The sequence below is a fragment of the Bacillus stratosphericus genome (assembly GCF_020524495.1).
GTDB classification, from domain to species: Bacteria; Bacillota; Bacilli; order Bacillales; family Bacillaceae; genus Bacillus; species Bacillus stratosphericus_B.
This window is the reverse complement of sequence record NZ_JAIVLB010000023.1, coordinates 12902-32495: the sequence shown is the minus strand read 5'-3', so window position 1 is coordinate 32495 and position 19594 is coordinate 12902. Positions and strand designations below refer to the sequence as shown.

Annotated in this window: 25 protein-coding genes, 1 pseudogene and 1 riboswitch; of the genes and pseudogenes, 23 read left to right on the top strand and 3 right to left on the bottom strand. The window is 40.5% G+C overall.

Features of this window, described 5'->3' with window-relative positions; all coding sequences use genetic code 11:
* The first annotated feature begins 135 nt into the window (after window positions 1-135).
* From LC033_RS10700 to lysA, 12 genes are all read left to right on the top strand, one after another.
* Complete coding sequence (locus LC033_RS10700) at window positions 136-1290, top strand: D-alanyl-D-alanine carboxypeptidase family protein (RefSeq protein WP_512699438.1); 1155 nt, start codon at window positions 136-138, stop codon at window positions 1288-1290.
* A gap of 162 nt (window positions 1291-1452) precedes the next feature.
* Window positions 1453-1806 carry an anti-sigma F factor antagonist gene (spoIIAA, locus tag LC033_RS10695; protein WP_226568236.1) on the top strand — a complete coding sequence of 118 codons (354 nt, stop codon included), beginning with the start codon at window positions 1453-1455 and terminating at the stop codon, window positions 1804-1806.
* Entirely contained in the window at window positions 1803-2243 is a 441-nt protein-coding gene (gene spoIIAB / locus LC033_RS10690; RefSeq protein ID WP_226568235.1) for an anti-sigma F factor, read from the top strand. The genes spoIIAA and spoIIAB overlap by 4 nt, the downstream gene beginning before the upstream one ends.
* A gap of 12 nt (window positions 2244-2255) precedes the next feature.
* Window positions 2256-3023 carry an RNA polymerase sporulation sigma factor SigF gene (gene sigF, locus LC033_RS10685; protein WP_226568234.1) on the top strand — a complete coding sequence of 256 codons (768 nt, stop codon included), beginning with the start codon at window positions 2256-2258 and terminating at the stop codon, window positions 3021-3023.
* A 114-nt stretch (window positions 3024-3137) separates the two neighbouring features.
* Entirely contained in the window at window positions 3138-3758 is a 621-nt protein-coding gene (locus LC033_RS10680) for a stage V sporulation protein AA (protein ID WP_226568233.1), read from the top strand.
* Window positions 3748-4164 carry a stage V sporulation protein AB gene (locus LC033_RS10675; RefSeq protein WP_226568232.1) on the top strand — a complete coding sequence of 139 codons (417 nt, stop codon included), beginning with the start codon at window positions 3748-3750 and terminating at the stop codon, window positions 4162-4164. Before LC033_RS10680 ends, LC033_RS10675 begins: the two co-directional genes overlap by 11 nt.
* A gap of 21 nt (window positions 4165-4185) precedes the next feature.
* Window positions 4186-4638 carry a stage V sporulation protein AC gene (gene spoVAC, locus LC033_RS10670; protein WP_226568231.1) on the top strand — a complete coding sequence of 151 codons (453 nt, stop codon included), beginning with the start codon at window positions 4186-4188 and terminating at the stop codon, window positions 4636-4638.
* Between the two features lie 12 nt (window positions 4639-4650).
* Window positions 4651-5667, top strand: coding sequence for a stage V sporulation protein AD (gene spoVAD, locus LC033_RS10665; protein WP_226568230.1), 1017 nt, complete (start codon window positions 4651-4653; stop codon window positions 5665-5667).
* A complete protein-coding gene (spoVAE, locus tag LC033_RS10660) occupies window positions 5667-6017 on the top strand; it encodes a stage V sporulation protein AE (protein WP_226568229.1) in 351 nt (116 codons plus the stop codon). Before spoVAD ends, spoVAE begins: the two co-directional genes overlap by 1 nt.
* A 6-nt stretch (window positions 6018-6023) precedes the next feature.
* Entirely contained in the window at window positions 6024-6632 is a 609-nt protein-coding gene (gene spoVAEA / locus LC033_RS10655) for a stage V sporulation protein SpoVABEA (protein WP_226568228.1), read from the top strand.
* Window positions 6586-8058 carry a spore germination protein gene (locus LC033_RS10650; RefSeq protein ID WP_264188718.1) on the top strand — a complete coding sequence of 491 codons (1473 nt, stop codon included), beginning with the start codon at window positions 6586-6588 and terminating at the stop codon, window positions 8056-8058. The genes spoVAEA and LC033_RS10650 overlap by 47 nt, the downstream gene beginning before the upstream one ends.
* Window positions 8059-8173: 115 nt before the next feature.
* Window positions 8174-9499, top strand: coding sequence for a diaminopimelate decarboxylase (gene lysA / locus LC033_RS10645; RefSeq protein ID WP_226568257.1), 1326 nt, complete (start codon window positions 8174-8176; stop codon window positions 9497-9499).
* Window positions 9500-9540: 41 nt separating this feature from the next.
* On the opposite strand, the gene LC033_RS10640 is transcribed toward lysA, so the two are convergent.
* Window positions 9541-10425, bottom strand: a complete 885-nt coding sequence (locus tag LC033_RS10640) for a DUF1002 domain-containing protein (RefSeq protein ID WP_226568226.1) — start codon at window positions 10423-10425, stop codon at window positions 9541-9543.
* A 321-nt stretch (window positions 10426-10746) separates the two neighbouring features.
* Between LC033_RS10640 and LC033_RS10635 the strand changes: the two genes are divergently transcribed.
* The 6 genes and pseudogenes from LC033_RS10635 (at window position 10747) to LC033_RS10605 (ending at window position 14902) form a co-directional block, all read left to right on the top strand.
* The gene (locus LC033_RS10635) at window positions 10747-11184 is read left to right on the top strand and encodes a peptidylprolyl isomerase (RefSeq protein ID WP_226568225.1); all 438 of its coding nucleotides are present in this window, start codon (window positions 10747-10749) and stop codon (window positions 11182-11184) included.
* A 620-nt stretch (window positions 11185-11804) separates the two neighbouring features.
* Window positions 11805-12149, top strand: a complete 345-nt coding sequence (locus tag LC033_RS10625; protein ID WP_226568224.1) for a hypothetical protein — start codon at window positions 11805-11807, stop codon at window positions 12147-12149.
* A gap of 115 nt (window positions 12150-12264) precedes the next feature.
* A riboswitch (FMN riboswitch) is annotated at window positions 12265-12406 on the top strand.
* Between the two features lie 248 nt (window positions 12407-12654).
* Entirely contained in the window at window positions 12655-13308 is a 654-nt protein-coding gene (ribE, locus tag LC033_RS10620) for a riboflavin synthase (protein ID WP_226568223.1), read from the top strand.
* 11 nt (window positions 13309-13319) lie between these two features.
* Window positions 13320-13931: pseudogene (gene ribB, locus LC033_RS10615) on the top strand (3,4-dihydroxy-2-butanone-4-phosphate synthase); the annotation flags it as partial.
* Window positions 13932-13969: 38 nt separating this feature from the next.
* Complete coding sequence (ribH, locus tag LC033_RS10610; RefSeq protein WP_226568255.1) at window positions 13970-14434, top strand: 6,7-dimethyl-8-ribityllumazine synthase; 465 nt, start codon at window positions 13970-13972, stop codon at window positions 14432-14434.
* Between the two features lie 114 nt (window positions 14435-14548).
* Complete coding sequence (locus LC033_RS10605; RefSeq protein ID WP_226568222.1) at window positions 14549-14902, top strand: GNAT family N-acetyltransferase; 354 nt, start codon at window positions 14549-14551, stop codon at window positions 14900-14902.
* A 24-nt stretch (window positions 14903-14926) separates the two neighbouring features.
* Here LC033_RS10605 and LC033_RS10600 read toward each other — a convergent pair whose 3' ends face one another.
* Entirely contained in the window at window positions 14927-15451 is a 525-nt protein-coding gene (locus LC033_RS10600; protein WP_226568221.1) for a DUF309 domain-containing protein, read from the bottom strand.
* An 88-nt stretch (window positions 15452-15539) separates the two neighbouring features.
* On the bottom strand, window positions 15540-15632 hold the full coding sequence (locus tag LC033_RS10595) for a YjcZ family sporulation protein (RefSeq protein ID WP_008359694.1): 93 nt from the start codon (window positions 15630-15632) through the stop codon (window positions 15540-15542).
* Window positions 15633-15842: 210 nt separating this feature from the next.
* Here LC033_RS10595 and LC033_RS10590 point away from each other — a divergent pair, with 210 nt between their 5' ends.
* From LC033_RS10590 to LC033_RS10570, 5 genes are all read left to right on the top strand, one after another.
* A complete protein-coding gene (locus tag LC033_RS10590) occupies window positions 15843-16601 on the top strand; it encodes a segregation/condensation protein A (RefSeq protein WP_226568220.1) in 759 nt (252 codons plus the stop codon).
* The gene (gene scpB, locus LC033_RS10585; protein ID WP_226568219.1) at window positions 16591-17184 is read left to right on the top strand and encodes an SMC-Scp complex subunit ScpB; all 594 of its coding nucleotides are present in this window, start codon (window positions 16591-16593) and stop codon (window positions 17182-17184) included. The genes LC033_RS10590 and scpB overlap by 11 nt, the downstream gene beginning before the upstream one ends.
* Before the next feature lie 92 nt (window positions 17185-17276).
* Window positions 17277-17813 carry a DUF3907 family protein gene (locus LC033_RS10580; protein WP_226568218.1) on the top strand — a complete coding sequence of 179 codons (537 nt, stop codon included), beginning with the start codon at window positions 17277-17279 and terminating at the stop codon, window positions 17811-17813.
* 52 nt (window positions 17814-17865) lie between these two features.
* Window positions 17866-19017, top strand: coding sequence for a D-alanyl-D-alanine carboxypeptidase family protein (locus LC033_RS10575; RefSeq protein WP_226568217.1), 1152 nt, complete (start codon window positions 17866-17868; stop codon window positions 19015-19017).
* Window positions 19005-19592 (top strand): nucleoside recognition domain-containing protein, encoded by a 588-nt coding sequence (locus LC033_RS10570; protein WP_226568216.1) that lies wholly within the window; start codon window positions 19005-19007, stop codon window positions 19590-19592. Before LC033_RS10575 ends, LC033_RS10570 begins: the two co-directional genes overlap by 13 nt.
* Window positions 19593-19594 lie beyond the last annotated feature (2 nt).

Here is a 19594-nt window from a genome sequence, read left to right as displayed (position 1 = left end):
TCATCAAACAGAAGGTTTTTTTATGGCAATCAAACGATCTCTGAATAAAAGAGCCTTAATGAGGAAAAAATAGAAAGGATTACGATAATGGAGGTCTGCCACTTGAAACGTCATATATGTGCATTGCTTATTTTAATGATAATTATCTCAATGGTTTCACCATCAGCGATAGCAAAAGAAAAGATAGAAAAACCAGGAGAAAAACAAACATCAGAACTAGCGCACGAAGCCAAATCAGCCATCTTAATTGAACGTGACACGGGGAAGGTGCTTTACAACAAAAACAGCGATGAAAAGCTTGCGCCTGCAAGTATGACCAAAATCATGACCATGCTTCTCATCATGGAAGCCATTGACCAAGGAAAGCTGAAAATGACAGACAAAGTGAGAACGAGCGACTATGCCGCATCCATGGGAGGCTCACAAATTTTCCTTGAACCTGGAGAAGAAATGACCGTGAAAGAAATGCTAAAAGGCATTGCGATTGCTTCAGGAAATGATGCTTCAGTTGCCATGGCAGAGCACATTGCAGGATCTGAAGAACAATTTGTTGAGCAAATGAACAAAAAAGCAAAAGAGCTTGGGCTTACCTCAACAGTCTTTCAAAATCCAACAGGACTTCCTGAAAAAGATCATTACAGCACAGCTCATGATATGGCAAAAATGACAAAAGAGCTGTTGAAATATGAACAAATCACTAAGTTCACGGGTGTATACGAAGACTATCTCCGGCAAAACACGGATAAAAAATTCTGGCTTGTAAACACGAACCGCCTGATTAAATTTTATCCAGGTGTCGATGGAGTGAAAACAGGTTTTACAGCCGAGGCAAAATATTGTTTAACCGCATCAGCCAAAAAAGGTAACATGCGCGTAATTGCTGTTGTATTCGGCGCAAGTACACCGAAAGACAGAAACGCCCAAGTGGTTAAAATGTTAGATTATGCATTTAGTCAATATATAACCCATCCGATGTACAAACGAGGACAAGACGTGGCAGAGGTCAAAGTGAGCAAAGGTAAAAAGAAAAAAATTCAGCTTGTCACATCTGAACAGATCTCTCTTTTAACGAAAAAAGGCGAAAATGTGGATCAGATCAAAAAAGAAATCAAATTATCACATGATGTCACTGCCCCATTTTCAAAAGGAACGGAGCTTGGTACCATTGTTTTAAAAATTGACGGTAAAGTATTGCATGAAAGCCCTGTTGAAGCAAAAGAAGGCATGGAAAAAGCAGGTGTTTGGACCTTCTTGAAACGAGCAATGAGCGAATTTGTAAAATGGGAATAAATTACTAAAGACTGCTGCAATTGGCAGTCTTTTTGTTATGAGCGGGAAGAAAAGAACATCTAATTGTGACGAATGGTCACTAGTTTTGTCATGGAGAAGGATTTATTTGATATAAAAGAGAAACATTCTTTATCCGAAATTAGAGCAAGGAGGAAGAAAAAGATGAGCCTTGGTATTGAATTTCAAGTAAAAGAGAGCGTACTTTGCATTCGGTTGACAGGAGAGCTCGATCATCACTCCGCAGAAACATTGAGACAAAAGGTGACGAATTGTTTGGAAACAGAGGACATTCGCCACATCGTGCTGAATTTGGCTGATTTATCGTTTATGGACAGCTCTGGACTCGGTGTGATACTAGGGAGATATAAGCAAATCAAACAGCTTGGCGGTGAAATGGTCGTCTGTGCGATCTCGTCAGCGGTGGACCGTTTATTTGATATGTCTGGCTTGTTCAAAATTATCCGTATGGAGCCTTCAGAGCAATCCGCACTACAAACATTGGGGGTGGCATCATGACAAATGAAATGAACTTGACCTTCTCTGCTTTGAGTCAAAATGAATCCTTCGCTAGAGTCACAGTCGCAGCATTCATCGCTCAACTTGATCCGACATTAGATGAATTAACAGAAATCAAAACCGTTGTATCAGAGGCGGTGACAAACTCTATTATTCACGGCTATGATGGGAATCCAGACGGAAAGGTGCATATTAGTGTCACACTTGATGACCATGTCGTTTACCTCACCATTCATGACGAGGGCATGGGAATTACAAATCTTGAGGAAGCAAGGCAGCCCCTTTTCACAACAAAACCAGACTTAGAACGCTCTGGAATGGGCTTTACAATTATGGAGAATTTTATGGATGATCTCATAGTAGACTCATCTCCAGAAATGGGCACGACGGTCCGTTTAACAAAGCACCTATCAAAAAGCAAAGCGCTTTGTAATTAAGGAGCTGCTCATATGGATGTGGAGGTAAAAAAACAAGCAAAAAAAGCACAGCTGTCAAATGATGAAGTCAAACAGCTCATCAAAAAAAGCCAAGACGGAGAACAGCAAGCAAGAGACCTCCTCGTAGAAAAAAACATGCGTCTTGTTTGGTCCGTTGTTCAGCGCTTTTTAAATAGAGGATATGAACCAGATGATCTGTTTCAAATTGGCTGTATTGGACTGCTAAAATCTGTTGATAAATTTGATTTGTCTTATGATGTCAAATTTTCGACCTATGCAGTACCAATGATTATTGGTGAGATTCAGCGCTTTATTCGTGATGATGGAACGGTCAAAGTCAGCCGATCATTAAAAGAACTTGGAAATAAAATCCGCCGTGCAAGAGACGAATTATCTAAGTCTCATGGCAGGATGCCGACGGTACAGGAAATTGCCCATTATCTAGACATCACACCAGAGGATGTCGTCCTCGCCCAAGAAGCGGTTCGCTCGCCGTCTTCTATTCATGAAACCGTGTATGAGAATGACGGAGATCCCATCACGTTACTTGATCAAATTGCAGATCATTCAGAAGAAAGATGGTTCGATAAAATTGCACTGAAAGAAGCGATCAAGGAATTAGAAGAGCGAGAGAAACTGATTGTGTACTTAAGGTATTATAAAGACCAGACACAATCTGAGGTAGCAGAAAGGTTAGGTATTTCACAAGTACAAGTCTCACGGCTTGAAAAGAAAATTTTAAAACAAATCCAATTGCAAATGGATCAAAAAGACAGCTAGCCAATTCGGCTGGCTTTTTGTGTGTGGTAATTACCGGTAAATCAAGTTTCTTCAGTATGATAGCCATTTTTCACCACATACTATTTTTAACCCATCGTATAGGAAGTGACTTGGATGGATGGACAAATCTTTATTCGGCTGCGCCATCGAATCAAGACCGGTAATGATCAGCTCATTTATTTAAAGGATATCGCTCAAATCAATGGTGATGAGTTTGCTGTACAAAAGCTGAGAAAAATGCCGATGTATCATGTTAGCCAAAAGGATCGTCACATCGTGGTTTTAGATATCATGCATGTGATCAAAACGATCAAAAATACGTGGCCAGACATCGATATTCAAACCGTCGGAGGCTCTGAGGCCATTGTAGAAATTGACACAGGCAAACGTCAGCTTTCTCCCATTTTATTTGTGTTTGTATGGCTCCTATTATTTGTTGGAGCGGCCCTCGCCATCATGAATTTCCACGAGGATGTCAGTATGCGGATTGTTCATATTCGCCTATATGAAATGATCACTGGAAAAACGGTTGAGCATCCTTATTTATTACAAATTCCATATAGCTTTGGACTAGGTTTTGGCATGATTTTATTTTTTAATCATGTATTTAAAAAGCGTTTAAATGAAGAACCAAGTCCGCTAGAAGTGGAAATGTTTAAATACCAGCTCGATCTCGATCATTATGTTGCGCTCAGGGAAAATAAAGAAACATTGAAAGATATCCATGATCGGTAAGTGGCTATTTGTTGTGTTCGTTGGGCTTGGCGGCGGTTTAACGGTAGGGGCTGGATTTGTGGCATTTCTAACAGTCCTTGGGATTATACCTCGATTAATGCAATTAACCAAAACGCAGCGCTTCATACAAGGGTACGAGGCGGCTGTCATCTGTGGTGCGGTTGTTGGCGGCTGGGGGACCTTAAGTCTAAGTCATTTGCATTTATCCAAATGGCTGACTCTTCCGATCGGACTTTTATCCGGCATCTTCGTTGGAATGCTTGCAGCCGCTTTGACTGAAGTTTTAAATGTACTTCCTATCTTAACAAAAAGAATTGGAATGGACGGAAAAATTGTTTTACTGCTCATGGCCATCGTTTTAGGAAAGGTGTTTGGTTCACTATTTCATTGGCTTATTTATATTTAACAAATTTGGAGGGAACAACACGTGTCAAGTTTAAAAGAGAACTATCCATCTAAGGTAAAAACATATCAACCCAAACCTCCTTATGTACTCAACTGCATCAAGGCTTTTCTTGTTGGGGGTTTGATTTGTACTATAGGCGAGGGATTGCAAAACTTCTATATTCACTTTTTTGATTTTAATGAAAATACAGCTGGGAATCCGACGGTGGCGACCCTCATCTTATTTTCTTCCATTTTAACTGGTATTGGTATTTACGATAGAATCGGTCAGTTTGCTGGAGCGGGTTCAGCTGTTCCGGTCACAGGTTTTGCTAACAGTATGACAAGTGCTGCTCTTGAGCATAAAAGTGAAGGGCTTGTTTTAGGTGTTGCCACGAACATGTTTAAGCTCGCTGGGAACGTCATTGTTTTTGGTGTCGTTTCTGCATATATCGTAGGAATCATTCGATACTTCTTGGAAAAGATGTTTTCGTAGGAGGAATGAAACGTGAAATTAACAGGTAAACAATCTTGGGTATTTGAGCACAAGCTTTATGTCAATGCAGAAGGAACAGCTGCAGGTCCGAAAGAAAAAGAAGGCCCGATTGGTCATTTAATTGATAAGACATATGATGAAATGCACTGTTATCAAAAGAACTGGGAAATGGCTGAAAGACAGCTCATGGATGATGCGATATCATCTGCTCTTTCAAAAGCAAATTTGCAAAAAAGCGATATTGATCTATTGTTAGCAGGAGATTTACTGAATCAAAACGTCACAGCAAACTATGTGGCAAGAGAATTGAAGATCCCGTTTCTTTGCTTATTTGGGGCTTGCTCCACATCAATGGAGTCGGTTGCGATTGCCTCAGCATTAGTAGATGGTGGTTTTGCAAAAAGAGCCATCGCTGCTACCAGTAGTCATAATGCGACAGCAGAGCGTCAATTTCGTAATCCGACAGAATACGGTGGACAAAAACCAGATACAGCGACAAGTACAGTGACTGGGAGCGGGGCCGTGATCATCAGCGAAGAGCCCTCTCAAATTCAAATTACAAGCGCAACCGTTGGACGAGTCATGGATCTTGGGATCACAGACCCATTTGACATGGGATCGGCAATGGCACCGGCAGCAGCAGACACCATTAAGCAGCACTTAGGAGACTTAGGCAGAACGGTTGATGAGTACGATCTTATTTTAACAGGTGATCTATCAGGCATTGGCTCACCGATTTTAAAGGATCTTCTCAAAGAAGATGGCATTCAGCTTGGCCGAAAGCACGATGATTGCGGCTTAATCATCTATACACCTGATCAAAATGTGTTCGCTGGAGGCAGCGGATGTGCTTGTTCAGCTGTTGTGACGTTCAGTCACATCTTTCAAGAAATGAAAGCTGGGAATTTGCAAAGAGTATTGGTTGTGGCAACTGGGGCGCTTCTTAGCCCGATGATGGTCCAGCAAAAAGAGACCATTCCAACCATTGCACATGGTGTCGTATTTGAACGTGCAGGAGGAGAAAGCTAATGGATTATCTTATCGCTTTTGTTGCAGGCGGACTTATTTGCGTCATCGGACAGCTTTTATTGGACGTACTCAAACTCACGCCTGCACATGTCATGACCACCTTTGTTGTGGCGGGAACTATATTAGACGGGTTTGGTATTTATGATAAATTTATTGATTTTGCAGGTGCGGGTGCTACCGTTCCTATCGTTAGCTTTGGTCATAGCCTGCTTCATGGGGCGATGCACCAGGCAGATGTACACGGATTCATCGGAATCGGGATCGGTATTTTTGAATTAACCTCTGCTGGAATATCAGCTGCGATTTTATTCTCATTTCTTGTCGCACTTATATTTAAACCGAAAGGATAACTTCATATGGGGAAAAGACGTAAAGTCATTTTAGTGACAGACGGAGATATATATGCTGCCAAGACCATTGAACTTGCCGCAAAAAAAGTCGGTGGAAGATGTATTTCTAGCTCAAAAGGGAATCCGAGCAAACGAACAGGACCTGAACTTGTACAGATGATTTTAAAGACGCCGTCTGATCCGGTGTTTGTCATGTTTGATGATTCTGGTCTAACAGGTGAAGGAACAGGGGAGACGGCTATGAAGTATGTAGCACGCCACCCCGAAATCGAAGTGATTGGAGCCATTGCAGTTGCATCAAAGACGCATCAAGCCGAATGGACAAAGGTACATGTCTCTATTGACCGGGAAGGTGAACTGACAGAATACGGTGTGGACAAACATGGACTTCCAGAAATGGAGCCTCATAAAATGAGCGGGGATACGGTATATTGTCTCGACTCACTCCATCTTCCGTTTGTTGTTGGGATTGGAGATATTGGCAAGATGGGACGGAAAGATGATCTAAGCAAAGGATCTCCAATCACAATGAAAGCAGTTGAATTAATATTAGAGAGGAGTGGCTTCCATGAAGAAAGACAAAGTAAACGTGTACCGAGATCCGAAGAAAAATGAAAATTACTTCAAGGAAAATGTCGGCATGGGTCTCAGCTTTGACCTTGGCGTTCGAAAAATTTATATACATGATCAGGAAATACAACTTTACTATGTAAACGGTTTGTATGATACACAGCATGTCATCTATTTATTAAAAGAACTGATTGAAATCAATGACAACGAACCAGAATCAGATCACATCGCACGTGTAGTAGAGAACCGTCTTGTCAATCAAGAAGTCTCAAAAGTCGACACGCTTGATGAAGCTGTGGATCAAGTGCTGTCAGGGCTTGTTGCAGTCATCGTAGAAGGGGAAAACTACGCATTTATCATTGACGTCAGGAGCTATCCTGGCAGAATGCCAGAGGAGCCGGATACAGAAAAGATTGTCAGAGGGGCGAGAGACGGATTTGTTGAAAACATAAATGTAAATACAGCACTCATTCGAAGAAGAGTGCGAGATGAAAAACTGCGATACAAAATGCTCAAAGTAGGCGAACGTTCAAAAGCAGATGTATGTGTTTGTTACATTGAAGATATTGCAGACCCAGATCTTGTGAATATTATTGAAAAAGAAGTATCAGGGATCAAAGTAGATGGACTGACGATGTCTGATAAAACGATTGAAGAATTTATTATTAAGCAAGGGTATAACCCTTTTCCACTTGTGCGGTATACCGAGCGACCAGATGTAGCAGCTAACCATATTCTAGAAGGACATGTTATCATCATTACAGATACATCCCCTAGTGTCATCATTACACCGACCACTATTTTTCACCATGTTCAGCATGCAGAAGAATATCGCCAAGCACCAGCAGTGGGCACTTTTTTAAGGTGGGTGCGTTTTTTAGGAATATTATGTTCTACCTTCCTTTTGCCGATTTGGTTTCTTTTTATCCTAGAACCAAATCTGTTACCTGACAATTTAAAATATATTGGGTTGAATAAACCTTCTCGTATTCCTGTCATTCTCCAAGTATTCCTTGCTGATTTTGGGGTGGAATTTTTAAGGATGGCAGCGATTCATACACCAACAGCACTATCGACCGCCATGGGGTTAATTGCAGCCGTTTTAATTGGACAAATTGCCATTGATGTTGGTTTATTTACACCAGAGGTCATTTTATACGTCTCACTAGCAGCAATCGGCACATTTACCACTCCTAGCTATGAGTTAAGTGTCGCCAATAAAATCATACGACTGATCATATTAGCACTAGTGGCGATCTTTAAACTGAATGGACTCATCATTGGTTTTACGTTGTTAATTATTTATTTAACATCCATTCGTTCATTGCAGACGCCATATATGTGGCCGTTCATTCCTTTTAATGGAAAAGCTTTGTGGCAAGTGCTGATTCGGACTTCTGTTCCTGGCTCCAAAGTAAGGCCAAGCATCGTTCACCCTCAAAACAGATCAAAAATTCCGCCAAATTCTTAACGTTCATTGAAAGTGGCTGAAGATTGTGATATTGTATTTTTAACTTTGAGAAACGGCAAAAGGCAGCTCACGCAGCTGTCTTTTTTCAGCCGAGGCAGAGAAAGAGGGAATGACATTGTATTTACACGGCACTTGCAGACAAAATGAACTCGGTCATTTAGAAATTGGTGGTGTTGATGCCGTTTCTTTAGCTGAAACGTATGGGACACCACTTTATGTATATGATGTGGCTTTAATACGGGAGCGCGCAAAAAGCTTCCAGAAAGCGTTTATTGAAGAAGAATTAACGGCACAGGTGGCATATGCGAGTAAAGCATTTTCTTCCATTGCAATGTTTCAGCTTGCCAAAGAAGAAGGATTATCACTTGATGTCGTATCAGGCGGCGAGCTGCACACAGCTATTTGCGCCGGATTTCCAGTAGATAAAATTCATTTTCATGGCAACAACAAAAGTAGAGAAGAATTAAAGATGGCATTAGAGCATGGGATCGGCTGTATTGTGGTTGATAATTTCTATGAAATGAAGCTCATTGAGCAGCTTGGTCAAGAGCTGTCAAAAAAGGTGAAAGTGCTGCTCCGTATTACGCCAGGTGTCGAGGCGCATACTCATGATTACATTACGACAGGCCAAGAGGATTCAAAATTTGGCTTTGATCTTCATAATGGACAAGCAGACGAAGCGGTGAAACAGATGCTTGGATCAGAAGTAATCCAGCTTCTAGGTGTCCATTGCCATATAGGCTCGCAAATCTTTGATACGACTGGTTTTGTCCTTGCAGCAGATAAAATTTTTATGAAGCTGGATGAATGGAGAGAATCATTTGGCTTTATTTCCACGGTGTTAAACTTAGGCGGTGGCTTTGGAATCCGTTATACAGCAGAGGACGAACCACTACCTGCGACAAAATACGTTGAGAAAATTATTCAAGCTGTCAAAGAGAACGTAGTCCGCTACGAGTTTGAGATGCCGGAAATTTGGATTGAGCCAGGCCGCTCTCTTGTTGGCGATGCAGGGACAACTCTGTATACGATCGGCTCTTCAAAACATGTACCTGGAATTCGTGATTATGTAGCTATTGACGGGGGAATGAGTGACAACATTCGTCCAGCTTTATATCAAGCGAAATACGAAGCTGCAAGTGCTAATAAAATGAGTCAAAAACATGATCAAACTGTTTCAATTGCAGGGAAATGCTGTGAAAGCGGAGATATGCTCATTTGGGATATTGACTTGCCAGAGTTATCACAGGGAGACTTACTAGCTGTCTTTTGTACAGGCGCTTACGGCTATAGTATGTCAAACAACTATAACCGTCTCCCGCGCCCGGCTGTCGTGTTTGTAGAAGATGGGGAAGCTCAGCTTGTGGTTGAGCGTGAAACATATGAGGACATTGTCAAGCTTGATTTACCTTATCAATCAAAAGTGAAATCATCTACTTAAGAAAGCTGCCAGATCATCAGGCAGCTTTCTTTTTATGAGAATTATTTTCCACCAGTAAATACAGATACAATTGCGTTCCAAATCGAGACAAAGAAGTCCCAAATCTTTTGTAAAAGGTTTTTCCCTTCATCAGATTCTATGAATTTCGTAATCTTGTCTTTTGCTTTATCGATTTGGGATCCAACTTCTTTCCAATCGATATTGATGTTCTTCATTTTATCGAATAGAGAGACAAGCTGATCTTTTTGTTCTTGCGTCAGACTTAAGTTCAAATCAGACGCAGCCTGATCCACTTTTTCTTCCACTTCTTTTGTTGTTTTAGGGACACCGTTTTTCGCAATGTCATCTTTGATTTTTGCAATGAGGGCAGATGCATTGTCTTTCCCAATGGAGTCACCTAATTTAGATGTTGTCACAAGCTCTTCGTTTGCGACCTGCTTCACATCTTCTGGAATGGCTTTGTCGCTTGAGACTTCATAGGCTTTTAATAAACCAGTCAGCGCTGCTGTACCAGATACCTCAAACGGGGCAGTTACGACAACCTTCGCGTCTTTGACACCTGCTGTCATTAAAGCATTTAAATACATCTCATCTGTAATGGTCTTAATGTTATGTGTATCCACAGTCAGACCAGTACCTGATTTTTGAATTGTGATGGATGAAGATGATAATGCTCTAGTCCCGATTTGAGAACGAGGGATATACTTTCCTAAATATTCGTGCTCTTCTTTATTGGTTACTTCAATTTTTGTCGCATTTTCAGGTGGATTCAACTCGTCAAGCACCTTCTGGCGATCAGCCGGTGTTAAGTCTTGCCCGAGTGTGACGATGACATCGCCGACAGCTGCATCCGCTAAGCTGACTTTTGGCGCACCTATCAGTAAAAGGAGCGCTGCCATCATACCAAGCATCGTTTTTTTAAACATGTTGACCTCCTTCAATTCGAAAGCGTTCCTCTTTCAAGAGAAACTCATCTTTTGAGTACTCGCTTTTGAGCGTACTCCATCATATAGACGTAGCAAATCAGTCTGACGTTTCAATTTTCTTTGAAGATGTTTTGATCTTCCATAAAATGAAGCCGTTTTGAGCAGTCTGCCATCATTTCCTTTAGGAGAAAAGTAGCAGGTTCTTTCATTTTATCAATATTGAAAGAAGAGATAAATAACAACCAAGAAGCAAGGGATGTTTAACATCATAGAAAATGTGCTATAATGAGCGTTGTTTAACCTGAAAGGAGAATATGAAAAATGGCGAAAAAAGGATACATACAACTAACAAATGGAAAGAAAATTGAGTTTAAACTTTATCCAGAGGCTGCTCCAGGAACTGTAGCAAACTTTGAAAAGCTAGCAAATGAAGGTTTTTACGATGGACTAAAATTCCATCGCGTAATTCCAGGCTTCGTAAGCCAAGGGGGCGACCCAAACGGTAATGGAACTGGAGGTCCTGGTTACACAATTAAATGTGAAACAGAAGGCAATCCTCATCAACATGAAAGAGGTTCATTATCAATGGCGCATGCTGGTAAAGACACAGGCGGCAGCCAATTCTTTATCGTACATGACCCGCAGCCACATCTAAACGGTGTGCACACTGTTTTTGGAAAGGTAACATCAGGTATCGAGGCTGTTCTTGATATGGAGCAAGGCCAAGGCATGGAAAAAGTCGAAGTTGTCGACGCATAATAATGAAAAGAAACACCGCATTTGCGGTGTTTCTTTATGGAGAGAATACAGCAGATGCCATTTATGATATATAAGAACATACTAAAATTGGTTTGGTGATCGTACAAGCAAAAATGAAAAGAAAGCTGGTGGATGATATGAAATCATTGACAACAGAAGAAAAAAGAAAATGATCGATGAAATACAACGTTTTTTTAAATGAGAGAGAAGAAGTTATTGGAGAAGTGGCAACTGTTCAAGTATTGCCTTTTATCACACATCACATTGGAAGTATTATTATAATCAGGGGGTGCGCGATAGTCGAGACATAGCTGTCCAACGTGCACAGGCCTTAGAAGAAGACTTGTTTGCACTTGAAAAAAGAGTATAGGAGAAAAGTCGCTATTTTCTTTAGTGTCTATGTCGTTTACTGTCGTTATAAGGAGAAATTTAACGAACACCCTCTTAATAAAGAACGAATATTCGTATCATATGTAATGATTAAAAGGTGGAAACCAAAGGTCCGTCTGAATCGTTATATAAGTAACCATTATTGAAAATCAGCTTTTTTGGTTTTATTTCAGCAATAGAAGGAATAAAACATACAAATAGGAGAAGTGCAGATGATGGAGGTTCTAAATATGGGGAAAATTAAATTAAAAATTGGGATTTTATTTGTTTTACTGCTTTGTTTAGGTGCAGGTTATTTATACATGAATGGCATGAAAATTGAAGACGTGCCAACAGCCATTGGCGAAAGCTTAACGAATAATGATAAAGATTATACTATCTATGAGTATACCATTACAAAAATTGATGGAGATGAATATTACGGTCAAGCGAAAAACGGAACGAAGATCATTTTTAATGGAAAGAAATTTGAAGATGATGTCTCCGATTTGAAGAAAGGCGATCGTATCAAAGCATATTTTAGTAATGAAAAAAGAATAGATGGTCTTATAAAAGTAGTGAAAATTGTTAATTGACATGTTTCCTATCATATAAGGAGGCTTTTTTTATGGAACAGGTAAATAAATCTTGATTGTTGCATTTGTCAACAAGGATCGCTATAATAGCCCCTAAGGACAGTTAAATATCGATTGTATCCTTCGGGGCAGGGTGAAAATCCCGACCGACGGTAATAAAGCATATGCTTTACAGCCCGTGACCCGTTAATTTATTAACGGTTGATTCAGTGAGAAGCTGAAGCCGACAGTGAAAGTCTGGATGGGAGAAGGATAAAGAAAGCTATGAACGAAAAATATTGGTTGATCATAGTTTTATTTCTAATGCAAAAAAACCAAAGCCCCGGAATTTTTCCGGGGCTTTCTGTATGTAAATTAGTGAAAGGCATACAGTGTTTATTAGGTGATCCCTCATCTACCTTGTATGGACCATAAAAAGCGACGAAGGTGCTCAATCGATCACATGTCCCTAACATCGCTTTTGAATAAAGTGAGAAATACAAAAGAAAGAGAAAAGGAGGATCACATGTTTACCGGGATTATAGAAGAAGTTGGCACAGTCCAGTCATTAAGCAGCAAAAGAGCAGCAGATGCCATGGAAATCGTCATAAAATGCAGCCGTGTGCTAGAAGATGTTCATCTTGGGGACAGTATTGCGATCAATGGTGTATGTCTTACAGTCACAAGCTTTACAAAAGAACAGTTCACGGCAGATGTGATGCCTGAGACGGTCAAAGCCACATCGCTAAATCGCCTGACATCAGGAAGTTCAGTCAATTTAGAGCGGGCCATGTCCTCTAATGGGCGATTCGGAGGCCATTTTGTATCAGGCCACGTTGATGGAACGGCTTTGATTACCCGAATAGAAAAAAAGAGTAATGCAATTTATTATGATTTAGAGATGGACAAGTCCCTCACAGATATGCTCACCAAAAAGGGATCAATTGCCATAGATGGCGTCAGCTTGACCATTTTCGATTTGCATGATCGTCAAGTCACAGTCTCTATTATTCCTCATACACTTGAAGGCACTATTTTCCCAACTAAATCTATGGGTGATATAGTGAATATAGAGTGTGACATGATCGGCAAATATATTTATCGCTTTTTAACAAAAGAGCATGACCAAAAACATCCATCCCGATTGACCCCATCATTTTTAAAAGAGCACGGATTCTAGGAGGCGATTTTATGTTTCATTCTGTTGATGAGGCAGTGAATGCCCTCAAACAAGGAGAAATCATTATTGTAGTTGATGATGAAGACAGAGAAAATGAAGGAGACTTTGTGGCACTTGCTGAGCATGCAACGCCGGAAGTCATTAACTTCATGGCTTTACATGGAAGGGGTCTCATCTGCACACCAGTCCATGCGTCGATTGCCAAACATCTGGACTTGCATCCAATGATAGAGCGAAATACGGATGCATATCATACTGCATTTACAGTGAGCATCGACCATACGTCAACGACGACTGGTATTAGTGCCTTCGAGCGCTCAACCACCATTTTGGCCATGTTAAATAAAGAGGCAAAACCCGAAGACTTTGCACGTCCAGGTCATGTATTTCCGCTCATTGCAAAAGAGGGCGGAGTATTAGAAAGGCCAGGTCATACAGAGGCGGCCGTTGACCTTGCCAAGATTGCGGGTTCAGAGCATGCGGGTGTCATATGTGAAATTATGAATGTGGATGGAACAATGGCGCGCGTACCTGAACTGAAGGAGATTCAAAAAGAACATGATTTAAAGATGCTTACAATTGAAGCATTGCAAACACATCTAAATAATCAAACAACGACGATAGGAACAAAATAAAAATGACAAAAAAGGATGATGAACATATGAATACAATACAAGGCCATGTAGTTGCAGAAGGATTAAAATTTGCAATAGTAGTAGCCAGATTTAATGATTTTATTACAAGTAAGCTGCTAGATGGCGCAGAAGATACACTGCTTAGACACGGAGCAAACGGTGACGATATCGATGTCGTGTGGGTACCAGGTGCTTTTGAAATTCCTTATATGGCAAAAAAACTAGCAGAAACAAAAAAATATGATGCAGTCATTACACTCGGAACAGTAATCCGAGGCGCAACAACGCATTATGATTATGTGTGTAATGAAGCGGCCAAAGGAATTGCTCAAAGTGCCATCTCAACAGGGGTACCGATGATCTTTGGTGTACTGACAACAGAATCCATTGAACAAGCAATTGAAAGAGCCGGCACAAAAGCTGGAAATAAAGGCAGTGAATCGGCTGCAGCAGCCATTGAAATGGCCAATTTAAATCGAACATTTCGTTAATTTCATGAAAAAGAGTTTAAAAACGGTATGAAAATGTTTATAATGTGTGATGAGCAAATGATTCACAAGACATTTGCTGGGAAATAGGAACATATTTAATATTGAGGGGTATATATGTTAATTCGTTATAAGAGGTCTTTTGAAAAAATTGCTATGGGACTCCTTTCCTTTATGCCAGGTGAGAAAGACGTCAAACAGCTTCAGCAGACGATGAAGTCATATGAAACGGATGAAAAACGGCAGCTGTTTCTTTGGAAGGATGGCGAGGATATCGTAGGTGCCATTGGTGTGCTGAAAATAGACGACCAAGTGAAAATCGAGCATATAAGTGTCAATCCATCCCATCGTGATCAAGGAATCGGCAAGGAAATGGTTTTAGCAGTGGAAGAGATATTTAGAACCAAAACACTCATTCCAAATGAATTGACGCAAGGCTTCTTTCATAAGTGTCACAGCAAAACAAATTAAATATCACACATGTAAAAGCAGAGGTTATATTCCTCTGCTTTTTTTACGTTTGATTTGTTTCTCCCGTTCACGCAATACATCTGTCCGGTCACGCAATCTATGTTTTTCGATTAGAAACGTGTGGGATAAGTTACTTTCCTGCCCAAAGGTCAACCCTTCTTTTTGGGCCATCTCTTTGCAGAGAGAAAGGAGCACTTGATCTTTGATTGGAAGCATCACACTCTCGTATGGCATGTCTTCATCCATTTTCTTTTTTAGTGTTCTAAGAAGTAAAAGAAATGCTTCGTCATCAAAACCTAGGTTCGATAATACGGAGCGATTTGATTCTAACAGGTGAAGGCTGTTTGAAATGAGCCGTTTCGCTCCTTTTCTATTTCCCCGTCTTTGATGATACAAAGCGACAGCAAGCTGAATCAGACCAACCCAGTATTCTTTGCGTTGCTCAGGGGGATATTCCTTCCAATATTCTTCAAGAATTTCATGACACTCAAAATAATCTCTTGTCGTATGAAATTCGTGTAAAAAAGTCAGGTACGCTTCAGGGTACACACCGGTCATCTCCTTTTCCACTAACAGTCTAACACACGGAAAAGAAAAGAAGAAAGAGCGTCCCTTGGTGAAAGGACGCTCTGTTTCTTTAATAAACCCAAGCCGCGCCAACGATGATCAGCAAGATGAACAGCACAACAATAAGCGCAAATCCTCCGCCGAAGTAATAACCATCTCCCATAATGTTACGGCCTCCTTTTTCATCAGTTCTGTTTACAATGGTATTCTATGTATAAGTGCCCTTATTGGTATGGGCGAATCCACTGTTTTTCTTGTTTTGCCTATTGCATCATGGTCGAAATTATATTGGACGAGAGCTTTATCGTGTCTTATACTAAAGGTTAGCCGGTGAAATGGTACTTTAGAAGACAGTAGAAATGGTGAGAAAAGAATGCTGGAATATCAGGTGAAAATAGATTCGTTTGAGGGTCCTTTGGACTTGCTTTTACATTTAATCAACCGTTTGGAAATTGATATTTATGATATTCCCGTCGCTAAAATTACGGAGCAGTATTTATTATATGTCCACACGATGAGGGAACTTGAACTCGATGTTGCAAGTGAATATTTGGTGATGGCTGCAACCCTCCTGAGTATTAAAAGCAGAATGCTTCTTCCAAAACAGGAGGAAGAGCTATTTGATGAAGACCTGCTGGAAGAGGAAGAAGATCCTCGTGAAGAGCTGATTGGAAAATTAATTGAATACCGCAAGTATAAAAATGCAGCGCAAGAACTAAAAGAACGTGAAGAAGATCGACAAAATGCCTTTACAAAACCACCAAGCGATTTAAGTGAGTTTGCAAAAGAAGCGGAAGCGAAGGACACAAACTTACATGTAACGGTGTACGATATGTTAGGTGCGTTCCAAAAGGTATTAAACCGGAAAAAAATAACGAAACCAGTACCATCCAAGATTACAAGACAAGAAATCCCGATTGAAGACAAAATGAATGAGATCATGAACCATTTGAGAAAAACAAAAAATCGGACCAATTTTAAAACTCTATTTCAACATGATCAAAAGGAACACCTTGTCGTGACGTTTCTTGCTGTTCTCGAATTGATGAAAATCCATCAAATCATGCTAGAGCAGGAAGGGAACTTTGAAGACATTTATATTATAGGGAGTGAAACGATTCATGACGCTTAATATCGTGAATTGGAAAGCCATCTTAGAAGCGCTACTTTATGCAGCAGGTGACGAAGGCTTAACAAGAAAACAGCTCATGTCTGTTCTTGAAGTTGATGAGGCGGCATTTATCGACATTATGTCTGTTGTAAAGGAAGAATATCAAAAACAAGAACGAGGCATTGAGCTCATTGAGTATGCAGATTCATATATGTTGCTCACGAAAAAGGAATACAGCATTTATTTAAAAAAATTAGTAGAAACTCCATCCAAAGGTTTGTCACAGGCTGCACTGGAGGTGCTTGCGATTGTTTCTTATAAACAGCCGATCACGCGTGGTGAGGTAGAGGAGATCAGGGGAGTCAAATCAGAACGGGTGCTTCATAGTTTAGTTGCCAAAGCGCTGCTGTGTGAAGTTGGACGTGCAGATGGTCCAGGACGAGCGATTCTTTATGGCACGACATCTACCTTTTTAGAGCAATTTGGCTTAAAATCTCTAGATGAATTGCCGCCGCTTCCAGAGAATGTTGAAGCGGATGGTGAGCAAGAAGAGGCTGATCTCTTTTTTGAAAACTTCAATCAAACATTTGAAGAGATGAAATAGTTCAAAATAAGGAATAATGTATGATAAAATATAAAAATATTTCAGGTCAAAAATGGTGACAAAGACATGTTGGGAAGGTAAAAACGAAACAAATGGCACATATGAATGTGAAGGCTCAAGTTGATCAAGCAGGCGTCTTTTTATCAAAGGTTGCAACTGAAGTGAATGACTTTCTGAACGAAGCTACCTTATCGAGCTTGACACGATTAAACCAAGAAGTGGATACCTATTATTGTGACATATTGACTACATTATGGAAGCTTGCAGTGTATAGCGAGGATGCAGCGTCTGTTTGCAATAAAATCGGGCAGCAGCAGACTTTTCCACAGCAAGCCGCACAGCAGACGCTTCACCGTAATTATCATCAATGTATTGAAGAATTTTTTACACCAAAAAAGGATATATGGTATGAAGATAGCCGTTCGGCCTATACAGGAAAAAGCAGCATTGTTTTCCACCATGAAGTATCGGCTGATGTAAAGCAATTATTTTCTTCTTTAGAAAAAGACTTTTTAACGATGAGAGAAGAGGTAGAATATACGACATCTCATCAGCAAGTGAAAAATGGTATAAGCAAGAGTGAAAGCGCCTCATGTAGAGACGCTTTTTTTATGGACGAGGCATCATAACTTTTTCAGCCGCGCATACACTTGTACAAAACGGACAAGGACGTGAATGAACATGCCCTATTTAAAAATTGGAACAGTAGTCCTTCTTCTATTTACACTCTTACTGCCGTTATCCTCAAATGCTCAAGCAGACATATCATTATCGGTAAGTGCAAGAAGCGCCATTTTAGTAGATGGACAATCAGGCAGAGTCCTATTTGGAAAGGATGAGCACGAAAAAAGAAGAATCGCCAGTATCACAAAAATTATGACGGCTGTATTAGCCATTGAATCAGGAAAAATGAAAGAAACCGTCAAAGTATCAAAACGTGCGATTAAAGCTGAAGGCTCATCGATTTATTTGAAGGAAGGGCAGAAGGTAAGCTTAGAAGACTTGACATACGGGCTTATGCTGCGTTCTGGAAATGATGCAGCTGTCGCCATTGCAGAACATGTCGGCGGCAGCTTAGAAGGCTTTATTTTTATGATGAACCAAAAGGCGACTGAACTAGGAATGGAGAATACAAATTTTCAAAATCCGCATGGGCTTGATAATCATCAAAACCATTATTCATCAGCCTATGACATGGCGATTTTAACAAAGTACGCCATGGAGCATAAACAATATCAAAAAATTGCCGGCACGACTTTCTATAAAGCTAAGACAATGGAAGGCTATTGGAAAAATAAAAATAAGCTGCTCACCGGTTTATATCAATATTCCACTGGGGGGAAAACAGGATATACAAAGCTTGCAAAACGCACACTCGTCTCTACAGCTGCAAAGGGGAATGCTGCATTAATTGCTGTGACCATTAATGCGCCGGATGACTGGAAGGATCATATCTCTATGTTTGAGTATGCATTTGGTCACTATAAAACGTATATGCTTGCTAAAAAAGGCAGGCTTACTTCGTTAAAAGGGACCTTTTATGAAAAAAAAGCGTTTATTAAGCGTGATGTGGCCTATTTCCTAAATGAAGATGAGAAAAAGCTAGTGAAAATTGAAACTGAAATGCTCACACCTGAAAAGAAATGGGAAAGAAACGCTGAGGCTATCCCAGATGTTGTGGGGAAAATGACGTTCTTATTAGATGGTCAGGTGATCGAGCAGGTGCCCATTTTTTATGAGAATAAACGCAATCGAATGCCCCAAAAAAGCTTTCAAGAAATGTTTAAGTCTGTCTTTCAGGCATCTGTAGGCGGGTCTTTATGGTCAATCTAATTTGGGTGTTTCTGTCTGTTATCGGTCTTGTCTATGCGATGCTAAACGGGACGATGCAGGAAGTGAATGAAGCTGTTTTTAAGGGCTCAAAAGAAGCGGTCACCATTTCAATCGGGTTGATCAGTGTACTTGTTTTTTGGCTGGGACTGATGAAGATTGCAGAAGAAGCGGGGCTATTAAACTTCTTTAGTAAAATGTGCCGCCCCTTTATTTCAAAGCTATTCCCGGATATTCCCCCTAATCATCCGGCGATGGGGTATATCCTGTCCAATCTCATGGCAAATTTCTTTGGACTCGGAAATGCCGCCACACCGCTTGGGATTAAGGCGATGGAGCAGATGAAAGCATTAAATGGAGGGAAGAATGAGGCGAGCCGTTCCATGATTACATTTTTAGCTGTCAACACATCCTCTATCACACTTGTGCCAACGACCGTCATTGCTATTAGAATGACATATGGCGCAGATCAGCCAACAGATATTGTAGGACCAACCATATTGGCGACACTGATTTCAGGAATTGGTGCGATTATCATTGATCGCTATTTCCACTATCGTAGAAGCAGGCGGGGGTGATC